15 protein-coding genes are annotated in these 16,445 nt (G+C 68.0%); 8 read left to right on the forward strand and 7 right to left on the reverse strand.

Annotation, left to right across the window (positions count from 1 at the left end; all coding sequences use genetic code 11):
- Window positions 1-119: 119 nt before the first annotated feature.
- The 7 genes from ACE3QW_RS15090 to ACE3QW_RS15120 all read left to right on the forward strand — a co-directional run bounded on the left by ACE3QW_RS15090 (window position 120) and on the right by ACE3QW_RS15120 (window position 8,993).
- On the forward strand, window positions 120-1,523 hold the full coding sequence (locus ACE3QW_RS15090; RefSeq protein ID WP_374252231.1) for an acyl-CoA dehydrogenase family protein: 1,404 nt from the start codon (window positions 120-122) through the stop codon (window positions 1,521-1,523).
- Window positions 1,524-1,649: 126 nt separating this feature from the next.
- Window positions 1,650-2,162 (forward strand): flavin reductase family protein, encoded by a 513-nt coding sequence (locus ACE3QW_RS15095; protein WP_029555105.1) that lies wholly within the window; start codon window positions 1,650-1,652, stop codon window positions 2,160-2,162.
- Window positions 2,163-4,457, forward strand: coding sequence for a DUF1989 domain-containing protein (locus tag ACE3QW_RS15100; protein WP_374252232.1), 2,295 nt, complete (start codon window positions 2,163-2,165; stop codon window positions 4,455-4,457). It abuts the gene before it with no gap.
- Window positions 4,458-4,682: 225 nt separating this feature from the next.
- Complete coding sequence (locus ACE3QW_RS15105) at window positions 4,683-6,365, forward strand: APC family permease (protein ID WP_250168220.1); 1,683 nt, start codon at window positions 4,683-4,685, stop codon at window positions 6,363-6,365.
- Window positions 6,366-6,376: 11 nt separating this feature from the next.
- Window positions 6,377-6,964 (forward strand): dimethylamine monooxygenase subunit DmmA family protein, encoded by a 588-nt coding sequence (locus tag ACE3QW_RS15110; protein WP_374252233.1) that lies wholly within the window; start codon window positions 6,377-6,379, stop codon window positions 6,962-6,964.
- Window positions 6,961-7,917 carry a 2Fe-2S iron-sulfur cluster-binding protein gene (locus ACE3QW_RS15115; protein WP_374252234.1) on the forward strand — a complete coding sequence of 319 codons (957 nt, stop codon included), beginning with the start codon at window positions 6,961-6,963 and terminating at the stop codon, window positions 7,915-7,917. The genes ACE3QW_RS15110 and ACE3QW_RS15115 overlap by 4 nt, the downstream gene beginning before the upstream one ends.
- A 14-nt stretch (window positions 7,918-7,931) precedes the next feature.
- Complete coding sequence (locus ACE3QW_RS15120) at window positions 7,932-8,993, forward strand: DUF3445 domain-containing protein (protein WP_029555109.1); 1,062 nt, start codon at window positions 7,932-7,934, stop codon at window positions 8,991-8,993.
- 34 nt (window positions 8,994-9,027) lie between these two features.
- Here ACE3QW_RS15120 and ACE3QW_RS15125 read toward each other — a convergent pair whose 3' ends face one another.
- Window positions 9,028-9,663 carry a MarC family protein gene (locus ACE3QW_RS15125; RefSeq protein WP_374252236.1) on the reverse strand — a complete coding sequence of 212 codons (636 nt, stop codon included), beginning with the start codon at window positions 9,661-9,663 and terminating at the stop codon, window positions 9,028-9,030.
- 137 nt (window positions 9,664-9,800) lie between these two features.
- Here ACE3QW_RS15125 and ACE3QW_RS15130 point away from each other — a divergent pair, with 137 nt between their 5' ends.
- A complete protein-coding gene (locus ACE3QW_RS15130) occupies window positions 9,801-10,640 on the forward strand; it encodes a universal stress protein (protein WP_374252238.1) in 840 nt (279 codons plus the stop codon).
- A gap of 117 nt (window positions 10,641-10,757) precedes the next feature.
- On the opposite strand, the gene ACE3QW_RS15135 is transcribed toward ACE3QW_RS15130, so the two are convergent.
- The 6 genes from ACE3QW_RS15135 to ACE3QW_RS15160 form a co-directional block, all read right to left on the reverse strand.
- Window positions 10,758-11,195, reverse strand: a complete 438-nt coding sequence (locus tag ACE3QW_RS15135; protein ID WP_024277891.1) for a hypothetical protein — start codon at window positions 11,193-11,195, stop codon at window positions 10,758-10,760.
- Between the two features lie 224 nt (window positions 11,196-11,419).
- Window positions 11,420-12,838, reverse strand: a complete 1,419-nt coding sequence (locus ACE3QW_RS15140; RefSeq protein WP_374252373.1) for a sensor histidine kinase — start codon at window positions 12,836-12,838, stop codon at window positions 11,420-11,422.
- A gap of 39 nt (window positions 12,839-12,877) precedes the next feature.
- Window positions 12,878-13,549: a response regulator transcription factor gene (locus tag ACE3QW_RS15145; RefSeq protein WP_024277889.1), complete on the reverse strand. Its 672-nt coding sequence runs from the start codon at window positions 13,547-13,549 to the stop codon at window positions 12,878-12,880.
- Window positions 13,550-13,782: 233 nt separating this feature from the next.
- On the reverse strand, window positions 13,783-14,103 hold the full coding sequence (locus ACE3QW_RS15150; RefSeq protein ID WP_374252241.1) for a hypothetical protein: 321 nt from the start codon (window positions 14,101-14,103) through the stop codon (window positions 13,783-13,785).
- Window positions 14,100-14,948, reverse strand: coding sequence for a glycoside hydrolase family 108 protein (locus ACE3QW_RS15155; RefSeq protein WP_374252243.1), 849 nt, complete (start codon window positions 14,946-14,948; stop codon window positions 14,100-14,102). Before ACE3QW_RS15155 ends, ACE3QW_RS15150 begins: the two co-directional genes overlap by 4 nt.
- An 84-nt stretch (window positions 14,949-15,032) precedes the next feature.
- Window positions 15,033-16,433, reverse strand: a complete 1,401-nt coding sequence (locus tag ACE3QW_RS15160; protein WP_374252245.1) for a GDSL-type esterase/lipase family protein — start codon at window positions 16,431-16,433, stop codon at window positions 15,033-15,035.
- Window positions 16,434-16,445: the final 12 nt, after the last annotated feature.

Here is a 16,445-nt window from a genome sequence, read left to right on the forward strand (position 1 = left end):
CTCGTTTCTACCGCGTCAAAAAAGTTCACTGAGGGGAACAGGCGCGCCACAGCGTGATCGCAAATGGCAGGGACGGCCGCGGGGACTGCCCGCGCGCCGGCCCGGGCGGAGCTTGAGACATGTCCGAGACGAAGATGTGGGGCAAAGAAGAGTTCTGGGGGCTCGGCTTCGAGTGGGACCCCCAGTGGCTGCTGAGCGCCGAGCAGAAGGATCTGCAGGCAAAGCTCATCGCCTTGTGCGAGACCACGCTGCGCGCGAACGCCGTGGAGAGCGATGCCAACTACATCTACCCCCGCAAGAATTTCGAGGCGCTGGCCACCCTCGGCCTGCTCTCGCTGAACGTGCCGAAGGACCTGGGCGGCCTCGGCCAGAACCATGTCTGCGCCGCCATGGTGGTGGAGACCATCGCCCGCTACGGCTGCCCCTCCACCGCCATGTGCTACACCATGCACCTCGGCGCCGTGGCCGCCGCGCTGCTGCGGCACCACGACAATCCGCTGCTCACCGACATCCTGAAGCGGCTGGACACCGACGTGCTCATCGGCACGCTCTCCTATTCCGATCCCGAGACCGGCTCGCACTTCTGGTATCCCATCTCCTCCAAGGCCGAAGCCCATGGCGAGGGCTGGAAGGTCACCAAGAAGGCCTCCTGGACCACCTCCGGCGGCTTCGCCGACTGGTACATCGTCCAGACCACCAGCCCCGGCTTCTCCGGCGACTATTCCGACCTCTCCTGCTTCCTCGTCACCAAGGACGAGGTGAAGGCCAACCCCTCCGAGTGGGACGGCCTCGGCCTGCGCGGCAACCAGTCCGGCCCCATCGTGGTGGAGAATGCGGTGCTGCCGAAGGAGGCCCTCGTCGGCCCCATCGGCGACGGCGCCAAGTCCAACGACGAGGTGGTGGACCCCTTCTTCCTCACCTGCTCGTCGGCCTGCTGGAACGGCATCTCGCTGGCGGTCATCGACATCGCCAAGCGCCACACCACCCGCAAGACCCACAATGACGTGGGCATGCGCGTCGCCGACTACCCCACCATCCAAGACTATGTGGGCGAGGCGATCATGGACACCAATTCCTGCCGCGCCTTCGACTACCAGATGGCGCAGGCGCTGGATTCGGTGACCAACAATTGCGACTGGTCGATCCACAAGGACATCGATGCCCTGCCCCGCTCCTCCCTGCTCCACTGGCTGTGGCAGGTGAAGTTCGAGGCGGCCAAAAACGTCGCCCACGTGGTGGACAAGATGCTCCACGCCACCGGCGGCACCGGCTTCCGTCCCGCGCTCCAGATCGAGCGCTACCTGCGCGACGGCAAGGCCGGCTGGGTGATGGGCCCCACCAACGAGGTGCTGCGCCAGTTCGTGGGCAAGGCCGCGCTGCTGGGCTTCGGCTCGCTGGACTACTGGAACAAGTCGATCAACGAGCGCGTGCTCAACAACGAGATCAAGAAGATGGACGAGGCGGAGAAGCGCGCCTTCGCCGAAAAGCTGCTGGCCGAGCTTCAGCCGGCCAAGGTGGCGTGACGCGGGACGCCACCACGCGGAGCCTTCGTCCCTCTCCGTCGCTCAGGAGAGGGGCGAAGGCCCGCGCGCCCGCCATCGAAGGGGATTATCATGGACGGGCTGTCGCATTTCAGGAAGTACCTTGCCATGACGACCATTGATCTCGACGCCCGTTTTGATCCGCGCGAACTGCGCAACGCCCTCGGTCGCTTCGCCACCGGCATCGCCGTGGTGATGGCGCAGGACGAGGACGGCCCCATCGGCGTGACGGTGAATTCCTTCTCCTCCGTCTCGCTGGACCCGCCGCTGATTCTCTTCTCCATGGCCCGCTCGCTGCACTCGCTGGCGCGGCTGGAGAAGGCGAAGGCCTATTCGGTCAACATCCTCATGGAGAGCCAGCAGGACATCTCCAACCGCTTCGCCCGTGCCGGCGAGGACAAGTTCTCCGCCACGCCCTGGGAGGTCGGTCCCTCCGGTGCGCCGCGCCTCGTGCCCGCCCACGCCACCTTCGAATGCGTGCCCTATGCCCATTATGACGGCGGCGACCATGTGATCTTCGTCGGCCGCGTGGTGCATCTGCACGCCGAGGGCGAGGGCGATCCGCTGCTCTATTACCGCGGCAGCTACCGGCTGCTCGCCTCCATCGCTCAAGAGGGGTGAATGGACGCCTCCCTGCTTCCGCCCGGTCCTTCCCCAGCCACCGCCGCCCGAGAGCGGGTGGTGGTGCGCGGCGGCGGCATGGCCGCCGTCACGCTCGGCGCAGGAGACCGCATGACCGTGCTGGACCCGGAAGGGCTCCAGCCGGCGCTGGTCTTCGTCACCGATGGAGATGCGGTGGAGGATTGGGAGGGTGCCGGCGTGGAGACGCTGCCGGCGTTGATGGGCAAGGAGGGAGAGGGCAGCGCAGAGGTCGCCCGGCTGCTGGCGGAAAACAGTTGCGCGCCGGCATCGCTGGCGGGACGGGCATTGCTGTCGCGAGATGGCGGCGCGGGCGCGACGGCGGAGATCGTGGCGCAGGCCGATGTGCTCGTGGTGGTCGCCGCCCCCGGCGGCCCCATGTCGCCGGATGCGCAGGACGCACCCACCGACCTCATCGTGACTGTGACCCGCGCCCGGGGCCGCGGCCGTCCCCTCCCCGCCCCGCTCGCGCCGCCGAAGCTCGATGTGCGCGTGCCCGCGGCCGAGGCCCGCGCCTACCGGGTGAAGGCCGGCGACTACATCCAGATCATCGACGTGGACGGCCGCCAGTGCGCGGACTTCCTCGCCTTCGACGCCGCCGCGCTGGAGACGGGCGAGGAGTTCGGCCTCGACGCCACCACCACCCGCACCCTCATGGGTGCCGCCTATCCGGGGCCAGGGCTCCATTCCAGATATTACGACGAGCGCCAGCTCCCGCTGGTGGAGGTGATCCGCGACACGGTGGGCCGCCACGACACCTTCGCCCTCGCCTGCTCGGCGAAATATTACGAGGACATGGGCTATCCCGGCCACGCCAATTGCACGGACAATTTCAATGCCGTGCTGGCGCCGCTGGGCATCCGCGAGCGCGCCGGCTGGCCGGCCATCAATTTCTTCTACAATACGGCCGTGGACCACACCAACGCGATCACCATGGACGAGCCATGGTCGCGGCCCGGCGACTATGTGCTGCTGCGGGCCCTGACCGATCTCGTCTGCGCCACCTCCTCCTGCGCCGACGACATCGACCCCGCCAATGGCTGGGAGCCCACCGACATCCATGTGCGCGTCTATGACGGCGCTGAAAACTTCTCCAAGGGGATCGCGTTCCGCATGAGTGCCGACGCCGAGCCGCGCCTGACGCGCGAGAGCGCCTTCCACCAGAGCCTTGCCGCCCACACGCGCAACGTCGTGGAGTATCGCGGCTTCTGGCTGCCCACCTGCTTCACCGGCGAGGGGCCGATTGCCGAATACTGGGCCTGCCGCGAGAAGGCGGCGGTGATGGACCTGTCTCCCCTGCGCAAGTTCGAGGTGACCGGCCCGGATGCCGAGATCCTGCTCCAGCGCACGGTGACGCGCGACATGCGCAAGCTGGCGGTGGGCCAGGTGGTCTATACCGCGCTCTGCTACGACCACGGCGGCATGATCGACGATGCCACGGTCTTCCGCCTTTCCCCGACCAATTTCCGGGTGGTGTGCGGCGAGGAATTCACCGGCACCTGGCTGCGCTCCAAGGCGGCGGAATGGGGCCTCAACGTGCATGTGCGATCGTCCACGGACCAGTTGCACAACATCGCCGTGCAGGGGCCGCTGTCGCGGGAGATTCTCGCCGAGGTGATCTGGACCGGGGCAACCCAGCCCGCCATCACCGAGCTGAAGTGGTTCCGCTTCGCGGTCGCGCGCCTCGGGGGGCCGACCGGGCCGGCGCTGGTCGTCTCGCGCACGGGCTATACGGGCGAACTGGGTTTCGAGATCTGGTGCCATCCCAAGGATGGAAAGGCGCTGTTTGATGCGGTGTGGGCGGCGGGCGCGCCGAAGGGCATGAAGCCGCTCGGACTTTCCGCGCTGGACATGCTGCGCATCGAGGCCGGACTGGTCTTCGCCGGCTACGACTTCTGCGACCAGACCGATCCCTTCGAGGCCGGCATCGGCTTCGCCGTAGCGGACAAGGACGAGGATTTCGTGGGAAAGGCGGCGCTGGCGCGTCGCAAGGCGAACCCGGCGCGGAAGCTCGTGGGGCTCGTGGTCGACGGCAACGACGCGGTGGGCCACGGCGACCCGCTCTTCGTCGGCCGGGCGCAGGTGGGCGTCGTCACCAGCGCCACGCGCTCGCCCATCCTGAAAGCCCAGATCGCCCTTGCCCGCATCGATGTCGCCCATGCCGCGACCGGCACGGGCATCGAGATCGGCAAGCTGGACGGACACAGGAAGCGCATCGGCGCTCAGATCGTGCCCTTCCCCCATTTCGACCCGCAGAAGACGAGGGTGAGAGCCTGACCTGTCATCGCCCTGCGATGACGCCTTGGTCCTTGTAGAAACAGCCCGGCCCCGCGTGTTGCGCCGCGGGGCCGAAGGCGTTTCTTTCCCTAACGACAGAATGCTCATGCATTGGGCGGGGATGCGTGCAAATTGAGCCGCTTTTACCGTCCAGTCGGCCAATTTATACATTGACAAAAAAGTTTCTTCTCCGGAAACTCCCCTCATAATTCGAGGGGAAAAACAATGAGTATCGCAGCAACCAACGAGGCGGTCGCCGCGCCTGAGGCCGGCTCGCTTCAACGCAAGATCAGCTGGACCGGCGCGTTCTGGATCGCGAGCGGCGTGCCCGCCCTCGTGCTCTTCTCCATCGGCGCAATCGGCGCCACGGTGGGCGCGCCGGCCTGGTTCGTGTGGATCCTGTCCATCATCTTCGGTTTCATCCAGGCTTTTTCCTACGCCGAAATCGCCGGCCTGTTCCCGCACAAGTCGGGCGGCGCCTCGGTCTATGGCGCCATCGCCTGGGTGCGCTACGGCAAGCTGCTCGCGCCGTTCTCGGTGTGGTGCAACTGGCTGGCGTGGTCGCCGGTGCTGTCCATCGGCTCCGGCCTCGCGGCGGGCTACGTGCTCTCCATCCTGTTCGCGCCGGATGCCGCCATCAACACCTGGCAGCTCACGCTGGTGGATCTCGGCTGGCTGAAGGCGGGCCTCGCGCTGCGCATCAACGCCACCTTCGTCCTCGGCGCCGTGCTGCTGCTCATCGCCTTCGCCATCCAGCATCGCGGCATCAGCCAGACCGCAAAGGTGCAGGTCATCCTCGGTGTCGTGGCGCTGCTGCCGCTGATCCTCATCGGCCTCGTGCCGCTGTTCACCGGCGACGTGCTCGCCGCCCATCTCGGGCCGTTTGCCCCGCTCGCCAAGGACGAGGCCGGCCGGGTGATCGCCGGCGAATGGAACATGGCCGGGCTGACCCTGATGGCCGGCGGCCTGTTCATCGCCGCGTGGTCCACCTACGGCTTCGAGACCGCCGTCTGCTATACGCGCGAGTTCCGCGACCCGAAGAAGGATACCTTCAAGGCCATCCTCTACTCCGGGCTCCTGTGCATCTTCGTCTTCACCATCGTGCCCATCTCCTTCCAGGGCGTGCTCGGCCTCGGCCAGCTCGTGACCCCGGCGGTGGTGGATGCCTCCGGCACCGTGACCACGCCGGCGGTCTATGACGGCATCCTGTCCGCCGACATCTATTCCGGCATGGGCGTCGCCAGCGCCATGGCGGGTATGCTCAAGGGCGGCCCGCTGGTGCACAACATCATCGTGGTGATGCTGATCCTCGCGCTCATGCTCGCCATCATCACCTCCATGGCCGGCTCCTCGCGCACGCTCTACCAGGCGTCGGTGGACGGCTGGCTGCCCAAGTACCTCAGCCACGTGAACGAGAACGGCGCGCCCACCCGCGCCATGTGGACGGACCTTGGCTTCAACCTCATCCTGCTGATGATGTCGGACTATGTGTTCATCCTCGCAATCTCCAACGTCTGCTACATCCTGTTCAACTTCCTGAACCTCAATTCCGCCTGGATGCACCGCATCGACCGTCCGGCCTGGGATCGCCCCTTCAAGGCCCCCATCTGGCTCATCGGCATGGGTACGGTGCTGGCCTACGTGAACCTGTTCCTGCTCGGCATGGGTGCCGACATCTGGGGCGCGGGCACGCTGGTCACCGGGCTCATCGTATCGGCCGCCATCATCCCGGTGTTCCTGTTCCGCCATTATGTGACGGACAAGGGTCAGTTCCCGGCGGCGATGATGGAGGACATGCACCTCAAGGCCGAACCCGGTGCCGGCACGCGAGCGGGGATGCTGCCCTACCTCGCTCTCGTGCTTGGCGCCGTTGTCATCATCGTGGCCCGCAGCATTGCGGTCTATTGAACGGAGACGAAATGAGCGACCAGGGTATGAAGAGCCGCCCGACGTACGCCCCGCTGGCCCCGGACCCGTCCGGCCGGCACCACCTGCTGGTGGTCGAGGCGGCCGAGGTTCCGGCTGAAGCACTGGCGGAGGGGGTTGTCCCCTCCGCCTTCGAGGTCTGGACGGTGGCCCGGCGCAGCGCCGTGCCCTCCGCCCCGGCCATGGAGGAGGCGCCGGGCAGCGTCGCCACCTTCCGGTCCGTGACGCACCTCTTCTCCGCACTGGAGGAGCGGCTCGCCCGCGAGACCATGGGGCTGCGCCTCTATGCGGCGGGTGCCGAGCCGTTCCTGTGGGACGTGTGGGGCCGCGCCGAGAAGGCCGGCCTCAGCCGGCAGGAGACGGCGTTCGCCGAGGTCGGCCCGAAGGCGCGGCGCATTTATTGCGTCCACTGCCGGACGGTGACCGAGGGTGTCACCAGCTCCATCTTCACCTGCCCGGGCTGCGGCGCATCCTTGTTCGTGCGCGATCATTTCTCACGGCGGCTCGCCGCCTTCATGGGCGTCCAGGTGGATGCCGAGGTGCCGGGTGAGGTGCCTGAGGCCGAGGAGCTCTACGCATGACCGCCGCCCAGCCCTTCAATGTGCGCGTGCGCGAAATCGTCGAGCTCGCGCCGAGCCTCAAGCGCTTCTCCTTCGAGCCCGTCCATGGCGGCGTGTTCCCCACCCCGCCGGCGGGCGGACATGTCCTCCTCACCCTGCGCGACGGCGCCCGGGTGATGAAGAACGCTTATTCCCTGGTCTCCCCGCCCTCCGAGCGGAGCCGCTACGACATCATCGTGCGCCTCGTCGCCCAGTCGCGCGGCGGCTCTTCCCATCTCCACCGCAAGGTCGCCCCCGGCGACGTGCTGGAGATGGCCAATCCGGTGAGCCTGTTCCCGCTCATCTCCACCGCGAAGAAGCACCTGCTGATCGGCGGCGGCATCGGCATCACGCCGATGCTCTCCTTCCTGCCGGAGTTGAAGGCGCGCGGGGCCCGCTTCGAGCTGCACCAGCTCGCGACGCTGGAGGAAGTGCCGGTGTTCGAGCGTCTGCTCGCGCCTTATGCGGCGGGTGAGGAAATCCGCGTGCACGGCGGCGGCCGCGCCGCCTTCGATCTCGCCGGCCTGCTCGCGCGCCAGCCGCTCGGCACCCATGTCTATGTCTGCGGGCCGCACAGCCTGATGGAGGCGGTCGCCTCCACCGCCGCGGCCCTCGGCTGGCCCAAGACCAAGGTGCACAAGGAGAGCTTCGGCGGTGACATCACCGGCCTGCCCTTCCGCGCCGTGCTCCGCAAGTCCGGCATCGAGGTGGAAGTGAGCGAGAGCCAGAGCCTGCTCGAGGCCATCGAGGCGGCCGGCGTCGAGGCCCCGTGCCTGTGCCGTGGCGGAGCCTGCGGCCAGTGCGCCACCCCCCTCGTCGAGGGCGAGGCGGAACACCGCGACGACTTCCTCTCCGCGGAGGAGAAGGCAGCCGGCACCCTCATCATGACCTGCGTGTCGCGCGCCCGCGGCCCGCGCATCGTCATCGACCTGTGATCCCGGGAGGTCCCATGACCGTTCAGTTCAAGCCCGCAGAGACCTTCCGCGACACCTTCACCTACAAGAAGTCGCCCGAGGACCTCCTGCGCTTCCCCTTCCCGTTTCCCGAAGACAGCTACATGTATTCGGTGAACATCGAGCCGCACGTGCGCGGTGGCCCCACGGCCGCCTTCCAGGCGCAGTTCGACGTGGACGAGCACTATATCGCCGAATGCAAGGAGCGCGCCCGCATCCTCGCCGAGGACCCCAAGCGCTGTCAGGTGCTGCCGCACATGATGACGGCGGAGTGGGACAGCCTCGAGATGATCATGGAGAACCTCGCGGCCGATTATCCCGAGCACTTCACCCTGTCGAAGGACGGCGACGCCTGGACCTGGGTGAACCGGCCGCTCGGCATCCAGCAGAGCTTCATCTTCGGCAAGGCGGAGACGCTGCCCTGCGGGCCGTTCGAGTACATCACCCGGCAGGCGCAGGGCGATTTCACCCTTCAGGACCAGCGCGAGGACAACCTCTTCGTGGACGGTGGCATGGTGACGAGCCAGGCCGACTGGTCGCTGGAGTTCGACATCGGCATGAGCTTCCAGGAGTGGCACGGCCCGGTGCCGCTGGCGCACGAGAAGGGCGTGTTCGACCGCGCCCTGAAGTATCTCCTGCGCCTCCAGTACGGCCAGCCGGTGCGCCGCCTCAACTGGACCATGACGGTGAACCCGCGCCTCGACACCTCGCCGGAGAATTATCCCGTGTGGGGGCCGGACAAGGCGTCGGTGACGCCCGAGAACGTGGCGGAGAAGGTGCACCTGCGCGTGGAGCTGCAGACGCTCTATCGCCTGCCCCGCTCCAACGCCATCCTGTTCGGCATCCGCTGCTATCTCACCAGCGTCGCCGACATCGCCAAGGTGCCGAAGTGGCGCCGGCGGCTGCACCGGGTGCTGCGCGACCTGCATCCGGACATCGCCGCCTACAAGGGCATCCCGCGCTATCAGCAGATGGTGGTGGACTATCTGGCGCCGCTGGATGACGGCTCGGCCACCTCGCCCGGCATCGCCCCGGATATGGAGAAGATCGAGGCCTGATCCTCAGGCCTCGCGACAATCAACCTGCCGCCGCTCAGATCGGCGGCAGGTTGAGCCATTTCTGGAAGGCGTTGAGCACCAGATTGACCGAGAAGGCGGCGAGCAGGATGCCCATGATCCGCCGCAGCAGGCTCGCTCCGCCCTCCCCCAGCACCTTGGCGATGTAGTCGCCCAGCCAGAAGATGACGAACAGCACCAGCGACATCAGCACCAGCACGCTCACCGTGACGAGGTGCTGGAACAGCGGCGCGCCGCGGTTGTTGTCGGAGAACAGCACCATGGCGAGGATCGCGCCCGGCCCGGCCACGATGGGCGTCGCGATGGGATAGACCGCGATGTGGACCAGCCGCCGCTCGGGATCGGGCGTGACGGCATGCTGCGTCATCGCCCCGAAGATCATGGTCATCGAGAAATAGAACAGGATGATGCCGCCGGAGATCTGGAAGGCGAGGATGGAGATGCCCATCGCCTCCAGCAGCATCCGGCCGAGGAGCGTGAACACCACCAGGATGAGGAAAGCGAAGGCGGTGCCCATCGCCGCCACCTTGTGGCGCTCCTGCCGGTCGAGGTGGGAGGTGGTGGCGAGGAACATGCTGAGATGGCTCAGCGGCTCCAGCACGACCCAGAGCGTGACCAGCTGGCTCGCGAACAGGTTCAGATCATCGATCATGGGCGCTCCCTTGCGCCCCTTATTACCTCAAGGGAAAGGGCTGGCAACCGGCAGGCGGGAATGACGAGCCTTGACATGACGCAACGACAAGCTGAAGCCTTCGGGTACCTTGATCTTGTGTCAGGAGGAAACGCCAAATGGTGCAGAACATAAAAAGCGTGCTCATCGGCATGACGGAGGAGGGCATCGACGAGCCGTCCTCTGCGCTCGCCTACGGCCTGTCGCTGGCCCAGCAATCGGGTGCCCACGCGACCATCCAGGCGGCCTCGCTGAAGGTGGTGATGGGCAACACCTTCGTCAGCAATGTCGCGACCGGCCTCGTCGCCGCCCACAACCGGCGGCTGAAGCAGCTGGCGCAGGATGTGGCGGAGCGGGCGCGGGGCGATGCCGCCGCCGCCGGCGTCGCCGCCTCGGTGGAGACGCCGCAGCTCGGCTATGGCCAGCTGGTGGAGCTGTTCGTCGCCCAGGCGCGGGTGCACGACATCGCCGTGCTGGACGCCGAGGTCGCCACCGTCAATGCCGACCGGGGGCTCATCGAGGCGCTGCTGTTCGAGAGCGGCCGGCCGGTGATCGTGGTGCCGCCGGGGGTGGAGACCTTCAGGCACGACCGCGTTCTCATCGCCTGGGATGCGAGCGTACGGGCCACCCGCGCCGTCAACGACGCCATGGGCATCCTGAAGTCCGCCGCCTCGGTGGAAGTGCTCGCCATCGGCTCGGAGAAGGAGCTGGCGCATGAAATTCCCGGCGCCGAGCTGGCCCCGCACCTTGCCCGCCACGGCGTCCATGTGGAGGTGAAGAATTTGGTGGTGAGCCCGGACGGCGTCGCCGAGACCCTGCGCGAGCAGGCCGGGCTGATCGGCGCGGACCTCATCGTGATGGGTGCCTTCAACCACTCGCGCATTCGCGAATGGGTGCTGGGCGGCGTCACCGAGTCGCTGCTGGAGGACTGCAAGGTCCCCCTGCTGATGTCCTACTGAGGCCAGCCAGCGCGGCGCGCCTCAGGCCGCCTCGCGTCGCTTTTCCAAATCACCCCACGAAGCCAAGCGCCCGCTTTGCGCCCGCACCGCCTCAGGCGACGGGCCTTCCATGGGCGCTCAGCTCACCGGCTGCCAGCGGCCCTCCGCCGTGCGGCAGGCGGCGCCGCGGGCGATCTGGGGGCGATTGTCGATATAGATGGTGTGGGAATAATCGCGGCAGCTCTGGTAGCCGGCGCGGTTGTAAGGCGGGCCGGCGATGACCGTGCCGCGCGCGGTGCCGTCGCCCTTCCAGCCGATGGGATAGCCGGGGCCGCCCGTCTCCAGCGCGGAAATCTCGGCGTCGTAGGCGCGCTGGCGGTCGGCGTCGTCGAGCCCGTTGCCGATGCCACCGCTGATGAGGCCGCCGGAGACTGTGCCCGACATGACAGGCGCCGTGGGCAGGGCCGCGAGGGCCGCCGTCGCCTTGGTCCCGGTCGTGTCGGTCGCGCACCCGCCCAGCGCAAGGGCGAGGACCGCTGCGGATGCGGGAGAAACGCGGAACACGCGGACGGACATGAACAGGCCTCAGGCAAAACAGCGGGGCGACGCAGCGGCCATCTGCCTTTGCGGGCAAATCGCCGTGCACGTCATCAACGATCGGGCCACCACATCGGATCACCGAATGGGGCGACGGAGAGGCTGACGGCCTCTCTTAGGCGCCGCAAGCCTCAGTGTGAAGACGGTTTGCCGCAGGCTGTGGCGCCACGGTGTCACCCCCTGCCCCGCGTCATCCCGAAGCGTCAGGTGGTCGGGGGCGGCGCCGCGGCGGCGGGCAGCACCAGCTCGGTCCGGAGGCCGCCGATGGGGGCAGAGCTCAGCTCGAACCGCCCGCCATAGAGTAGGGCCAGCTCGTGGACGATGGAGAGGCCGAGGCCGGAGCCGGGCTTGGATTCGTCCAGCCGCCGCCCGCGCCGGCCCACATCCACCCGCCGGGCGGGATCAAGGCCCGGGCCGTCATCGTCGATGCTGACATGGAAATAGACCCGGTCTCCCGGCGTGCGCGGCCGCTCCACCAGCACCTCCACCTCCACGCGGGAGGAGGCCCATTTGCAGGCATTGTCGATGAGATTGCCGAACATCTCCTCGAGATCCTGCTGCTCGCCGCGGAAATGCACGTCTTCCGGGATGCGCACGTCGATGGCGAGGTCCTTGGTGCGGTGGATCTTCTCCATGGTGCGGGCGAGGGAGGTGATGACCGGCGTCACCTCGCATACGCTCGCCACCACCGAGATGCGGGCCGCCATGCGGGCGCGTTCCAGATGGTGGGCCACCTGGTCCCGCATCACGCCGGCCTGGTCGCGCACGCGCACGGCGAGCGGGTCGTCGCGGGTGCCGGCCTCGTTCATCAGTACGGAAAGGGGAGTTTTGAGGGCGTGGGCGAGGTTGCCCACGTGGGTGCGGGCGCGCTCGACGATCTCGTGGTTGGCGTCGATGAGGGCATTCACCTCGCGCACCAGCGGCACGATCTCGATGGGATAGGTGCCCTCCAGCCGCTCGGCCTTGCCGGAGCGCACGTCCGACAGCGCCTCCGAGATGCGCGTGAGCGGCTTCAGCCCGAACCGCACCTGCACGATGACCACCAGCAGGAAAGCGCAGGCCAGCACCACGAGCGTGGCCGCGAGCGAGAAGTTGAAGGCGGAGATCTCCGCCTCAAGGTCGGACGCCACCGCCGCCACCGAAACCACGTAACGGGCATCGGCCCCGAGGTCCACGTCGCGCTCGACGATGCGCAGGGCGACGCCGCCCGGCCCGGTCGCGTAGCCCTGCCGCATCAAACCGGGGCGACCGCGAATGCCCTGCTCCGCGAGCAGCGGGAGGCTTGCGCCCACCAGCGAGCGGGAGGTGCGCCGGTCCAGCTTGTCGCCTGATTTGAGGGCGATCTGCCAGTACCAGCCGGAATTGGGGAAGGCGAAGAGCGGATCGGCCAGCGCCTCCGGCTCGGGCAGGCGCTCGGACGCATTGGCGACGTCGGCGACGATGATCTTCAGATAGATGTCCAGCTGCCGGTCGAACGCGCGCTCGGCGGAGCTGCGGTAGAGGGAGGCGAGCACGAAGCCCACCACCAGCAGCACCACGACCGTGATGGCCATGGCCGAGAGCACGAGGCGGAAAGCGAGGGAGCCGGGCGTGTATTCCGGCGGGCGTCGCGCTGCGTCCATGGCCATGTCAGGCGGCCGGCATGTCAGGAGGTCGCCATCTCAGCGCGGCTCCTCGGGGGCGGCGAGCAGATAGCCGAGGCCGCGCACGGTCTGGATCACGTCGCAGTCGAGCTTCTTGCGCAGGCGCCCGACGAAAACCTCGATGGTGTTGGAATCGCGGTCGAAATCCTGATCGTAGAGGTGCTCCACCAGCTCCCCGCGCGACACCACCCGCCCCGCATGGTGCATGAGATAGGAGAGCAGGCGATATTCGTGCGACGTGAGCTTGACCGGATTGCCGTCCACCGTGACGCGGCCGGAGCGGGTGTCGAGCCGCACCGGGCCGCAGGACATCTCGCTGGACGCATGTCCGGTGGCCCGCCGCAGCAGGGCCCGCAGGCGGGCCAGCACCTCCTCCATATGGAAGGGCTTGGCGACATAATCGTCGGCGCCGGCGTCGAAGCCCTGCACCTTGTCGCTCCAGCGGTCGCGGGCGGTGAGGATGAGAACCGGGGTGGTCTTGCCCGCCCGCCGCCAGCTTTCCAGCACGGAGATGCCGTCGAGCTTGGGCAGGCCGATGTCGAGCACGATGGCGTCGTAAGGCTCGGTCTCGCCGAGGAACTGCCCCTCCACGCCGTCATAGGCGCGATCCACGGCATAGCCGGCATCGCCGAGCGCCTCGACGAGCTGTCGGTTCAGCTCGGGATCGTCCTCGATCACCAACAAGCGCACGGTGCCCCTCCGCCTTCGCCACAACCTCCTTAAGCGAGAGAGACAAAGAATGACAGAGCCTTGCGTGCCTGTCAGCGATGACGGGAGGCCGCACCGTGAGCTTTGCTGGTCCTTCGGGTCACCGCCAGCCGCACAGCCGCCGCCCGACGGCATTGGCGGCCTTAGCCTGGCGGATGGTCTCGTCGGTGTCGGAGAGGGACCAGCGGATGGGCGCGGCGGCGCCGCAATAGACCCTAGTCGCGCCGGAACCCGTCGTCGTCGCGCAGCCGGCGAGCATCGCCGTCGCGGCGAGCGGCAGAATCCCGCGCAGACCGCGCGGCAGAAAGGCTCTTCGAGACATCGCGTTCTCCTTCCTTCAGCGCGCGGTCATAGCCACGCTGGGCGGCGCGCCGGGTGACGAGCACGAGAGCGAGGACAGCGGCGGCAATCCCCGCCGCTCGCACACCGAACAGGCGCAGAAGCACCGCCACGGCGAGGGCGCCGGGAAGGCCCCAGGCCCACCACGGCACGGCATAGCCGAGGACACCGGCCACCGCGTCGACCGTGCCGCTCATGGCTTCGCCCCGGTTCCGAGGTCCAGCACCTCGGCCCGCTTCGCCCCGGCATGCGCGCTCCACCAGACCCAAGCGAGACCGGCGAGGGTGGCGGCAAGGCCGAGGAGGGTGAGGGCGGCGAACACACTCGCCAGCAAAGGCGAGCCGGCGGCATGGGGCTCGATCTGCCGTGCCGCCTCGGCCACGGTGGAGGCAACAAGGCCGCCGGCCACGGCACCCGCGCCCGCCTCGGGCCGTGGCGCCGGCCGGGCGCTGGCGAGCGCGCCCTTGGCCCCCTCCCCGTCCTTCGCAGGCACGGCGACGGAGGACGTCCGCCCCCCGGTCGCCCAGGATTTCCCGAGCTTGCGCACATCGGCGACGCGCCGGCCCCAGCCCTTGCCGAACACCGGCCAGGTGCGCAGCGCCTGCAACATGGCGAGGCGGCGGTCGCAGATGTCGTCCACGAGGCGGGCCGGCGCATGCTCGGCCGCGGCGCGGGCAGCGGCGAGCGTCACCTCCCCCACCTGCCCGTCGGCGGAGAGGCCAAGCGCGCGCTGGAGCCATTTGGCGGATTGGGCGGGGCCGGAATTCACCGCGCCGTCGAACACCACATAGTCGATGCCGGCGGGCAGCTCGTCGGCCCGCACGGCGTCCCAATACTGGCGGCGGTAGATCTCCTTCAGCTCGGCATCCTCGATCTCGCGGACCGGGCGCTCGGGCAGCCCCTTCGAGCGGCGCCAGGCGTCGTAGACGCGCTGGATGATGCCCTTCATGGTCGGGCCGCCGGGGTCGTCGGGATGGTTGGAATAGCCGCCCTCGTGGCGGAGCACGGCGGCGAGCGCCGGCGCGAAGCTTTCGGCAGCCATGGCAAGGCTCTCCTGAAAAAGGCTCTCGACAGAAACGGAAAAAGCGGGGGCGCCGGAGCGCCCCCGCCTCGTCGATGGCCTGCGTCAGGCGACCAGCGGCAGCATCTCGTTGGCGTAGGCCGAGGCCATGCGCCGGGCGAGATACATGGTGCCCTTGTCCACCGGGTGGACATTGTCGCCGCCGATGTACTCGCCGATGGTGCTGAACGCGGTGAAGTTGGTGTTGTTGTGCGAGCCGATGAAGACCGGCGGCACCGAGGTGACCAGCGACTTGTAGAAGATGTTGCTGTTCGGCCGCGCCGCGATGGCCATCGCGATGGCCGTGTCCACCGTCTGGATGCCGGAATAGCTGCCCGACAGCGGCGCCGGCCCGAACCAGAACACCGGGGCCGTGGTGGCGGCCCGGATGGCGTCGAGCAAGGCCAGCGCTTCGGTGTTCACCTGCGCCTGGGTGTAGCTCGCATCATTGGTGGAGCCCTGCACGAGGATCACGTTGGGGCTCTGCGCCAGCACCTGCGGCAGACGCTCGCGATAGGTATAGAAGGGTCCGGAGCCCGGATTGAGCAGACCCGTGCCGCCGGTTCCGAAGCGCCACATATTGTCGATGCCGATCAGCCGGCCGACATGGCCGGACAGCGTGTTGCCATCGAGGAACGGACCGTAGCCGGAGCCCTGCAGGTAGCTGTCGCCGATGAAGGCCCCCACGAGAGGGACCACCGACGGCGCGGGCCAGATCTGGGCGTTGGACGGGATGGCGATGTTGTAGATCGCCGCGGTGTCCTTGCCGAAGAAGACCTCCCACAGCCGCTCCTTGCGCTTGCCGAAGGCGATCGTGTGGTAATACCAGCCGCCCTGGTTGGGGCCGATGTTGGACATGGTGACGGGTCGTCCGTCCACATAGACCCGGATGCCCTGCACGGACGCGGGAACCTGGAACGAGATGCCCGTCGCATCACTCATGAAGGCAACGCCGCTGCCGCCGGCTACGGTGGTGCCGCTCTTGCTGTCGAAGGTGTAGAGAGCGATGCCGGTGCCCGAGCCCACATGCTGCGTGAGATAGGCACCGCGCACCGTCAAGAGCTGGCGGTTGGCCCACGGGTTGAAGCTGACATAGCCGGCCGGGACGCTGGTGCTGCCGGTGGCCGTCAGGGTCGGCGCCGCCGGATCGTCCACATTGTCCCAGTCGGCCGAGCTGCCGAGATGGGTCCACAGGACGCTGGTGTTGGCGGTGCCGTCCCAGACGGCCGAGCCGTTGGTCTGGGTCGGCTCGATGGCGCCGCAGACGCCGCCCTGCGCGGCGGCGATGTACCACTGCGCGGGCGTCGCGGAATTCTTGCGCACCTCGCCCACCTGGATGGTCTGGCCGGAGGTCCAGGCAGTGGGCGCGATCCACGGGCGGGCCCAGAGCGGGCGGCCGGCATCCACCGCCTGCTGAAGGCGGATCTTCAGGGCCGCAGTGCTCTGGTTCCAGTTTCGAGAAGACATGAAACAACTCCC

Origin of the sequence: Xanthobacter sp., assembly GCF_041911315.1 — a bacterium.
Classification (GTDB): Bacteria; Pseudomonadota; Alphaproteobacteria; order Rhizobiales; family Xanthobacteraceae; genus Xanthobacter; species Xanthobacter aminoxidans.

Bases quoted from the DNA above. Each gene is read 5' to 3' on its own strand.
- ACE3QW_RS15090 (WP_374252231.1), top strand. From the start codon at position 120: ATGTCCGAGACGAAGATGTGGGGCAAAGAAGAGTTCTGGGGGCTCGGC.
- ACE3QW_RS15140 (WP_374252373.1), bottom strand. From the start codon at position 12,838: ATGGACGCAGCGCGACGCCCGCCGGAATACACGCCCGGCTCCCTCGCT.
- ACE3QW_RS15105 (WP_250168220.1), top strand. From the start codon at position 4,683: ATGAGTATCGCAGCAACCAACGAGGCGGTCGCCGCGCCTGAGGCCGGC.
- ACE3QW_RS15125 (WP_374252236.1), bottom strand. From the start codon at position 9,663: ATGATCGATGATCTGAACCTGTTCGCGAGCCAGCTGGTCACGCTCTGG.
- ACE3QW_RS15110 (WP_374252233.1), top strand. From the start codon at position 6,377: ATGAGCGACCAGGGTATGAAGAGCCGCCCGACGTACGCCCCGCTGGCC.
- ACE3QW_RS15130 (WP_374252238.1), top strand. From the start codon at position 9,801: ATGGTGCAGAACATAAAAAGCGTGCTCATCGGCATGACGGAGGAGGGC.
- ACE3QW_RS15095 (WP_029555105.1), top strand. From the start codon at position 1,650: ATGACGACCATTGATCTCGACGCCCGTTTTGATCCGCGCGAACTGCGC.
- ACE3QW_RS15160 (WP_374252245.1), bottom strand. From the start codon at position 16,433: ATGTCTTCTCGAAACTGGAACCAGAGCACTGCGGCCCTGAAGATCCGC.
- ACE3QW_RS15135 (WP_024277891.1), bottom strand. From the start codon at position 11,195: ATGTCCGTCCGCGTGTTCCGCGTTTCTCCCGCATCCGCAGCGGTCCTC.
- ACE3QW_RS15100 (WP_374252232.1), top strand. From the start codon at position 2,163: ATGGACGCCTCCCTGCTTCCGCCCGGTCCTTCCCCAGCCACCGCCGCC.
- ACE3QW_RS15155 (WP_374252243.1), bottom strand. From the start codon at position 14,948: ATGGCTGCCGAAAGCTTCGCGCCGGCGCTCGCCGCCGTGCTCCGCCAC.
- ACE3QW_RS15115 (WP_374252234.1), top strand. From the start codon at position 6,961: ATGACCGCCGCCCAGCCCTTCAATGTGCGCGTGCGCGAAATCGTCGAG.
- ACE3QW_RS15120 (WP_029555109.1), top strand. From the start codon at position 7,932: ATGACCGTTCAGTTCAAGCCCGCAGAGACCTTCCGCGACACCTTCACC.
- ACE3QW_RS15150 (WP_374252241.1), bottom strand. From the start codon at position 14,103: ATGAGCGGCACGGTCGACGCGGTGGCCGGTGTCCTCGGCTATGCCGTG.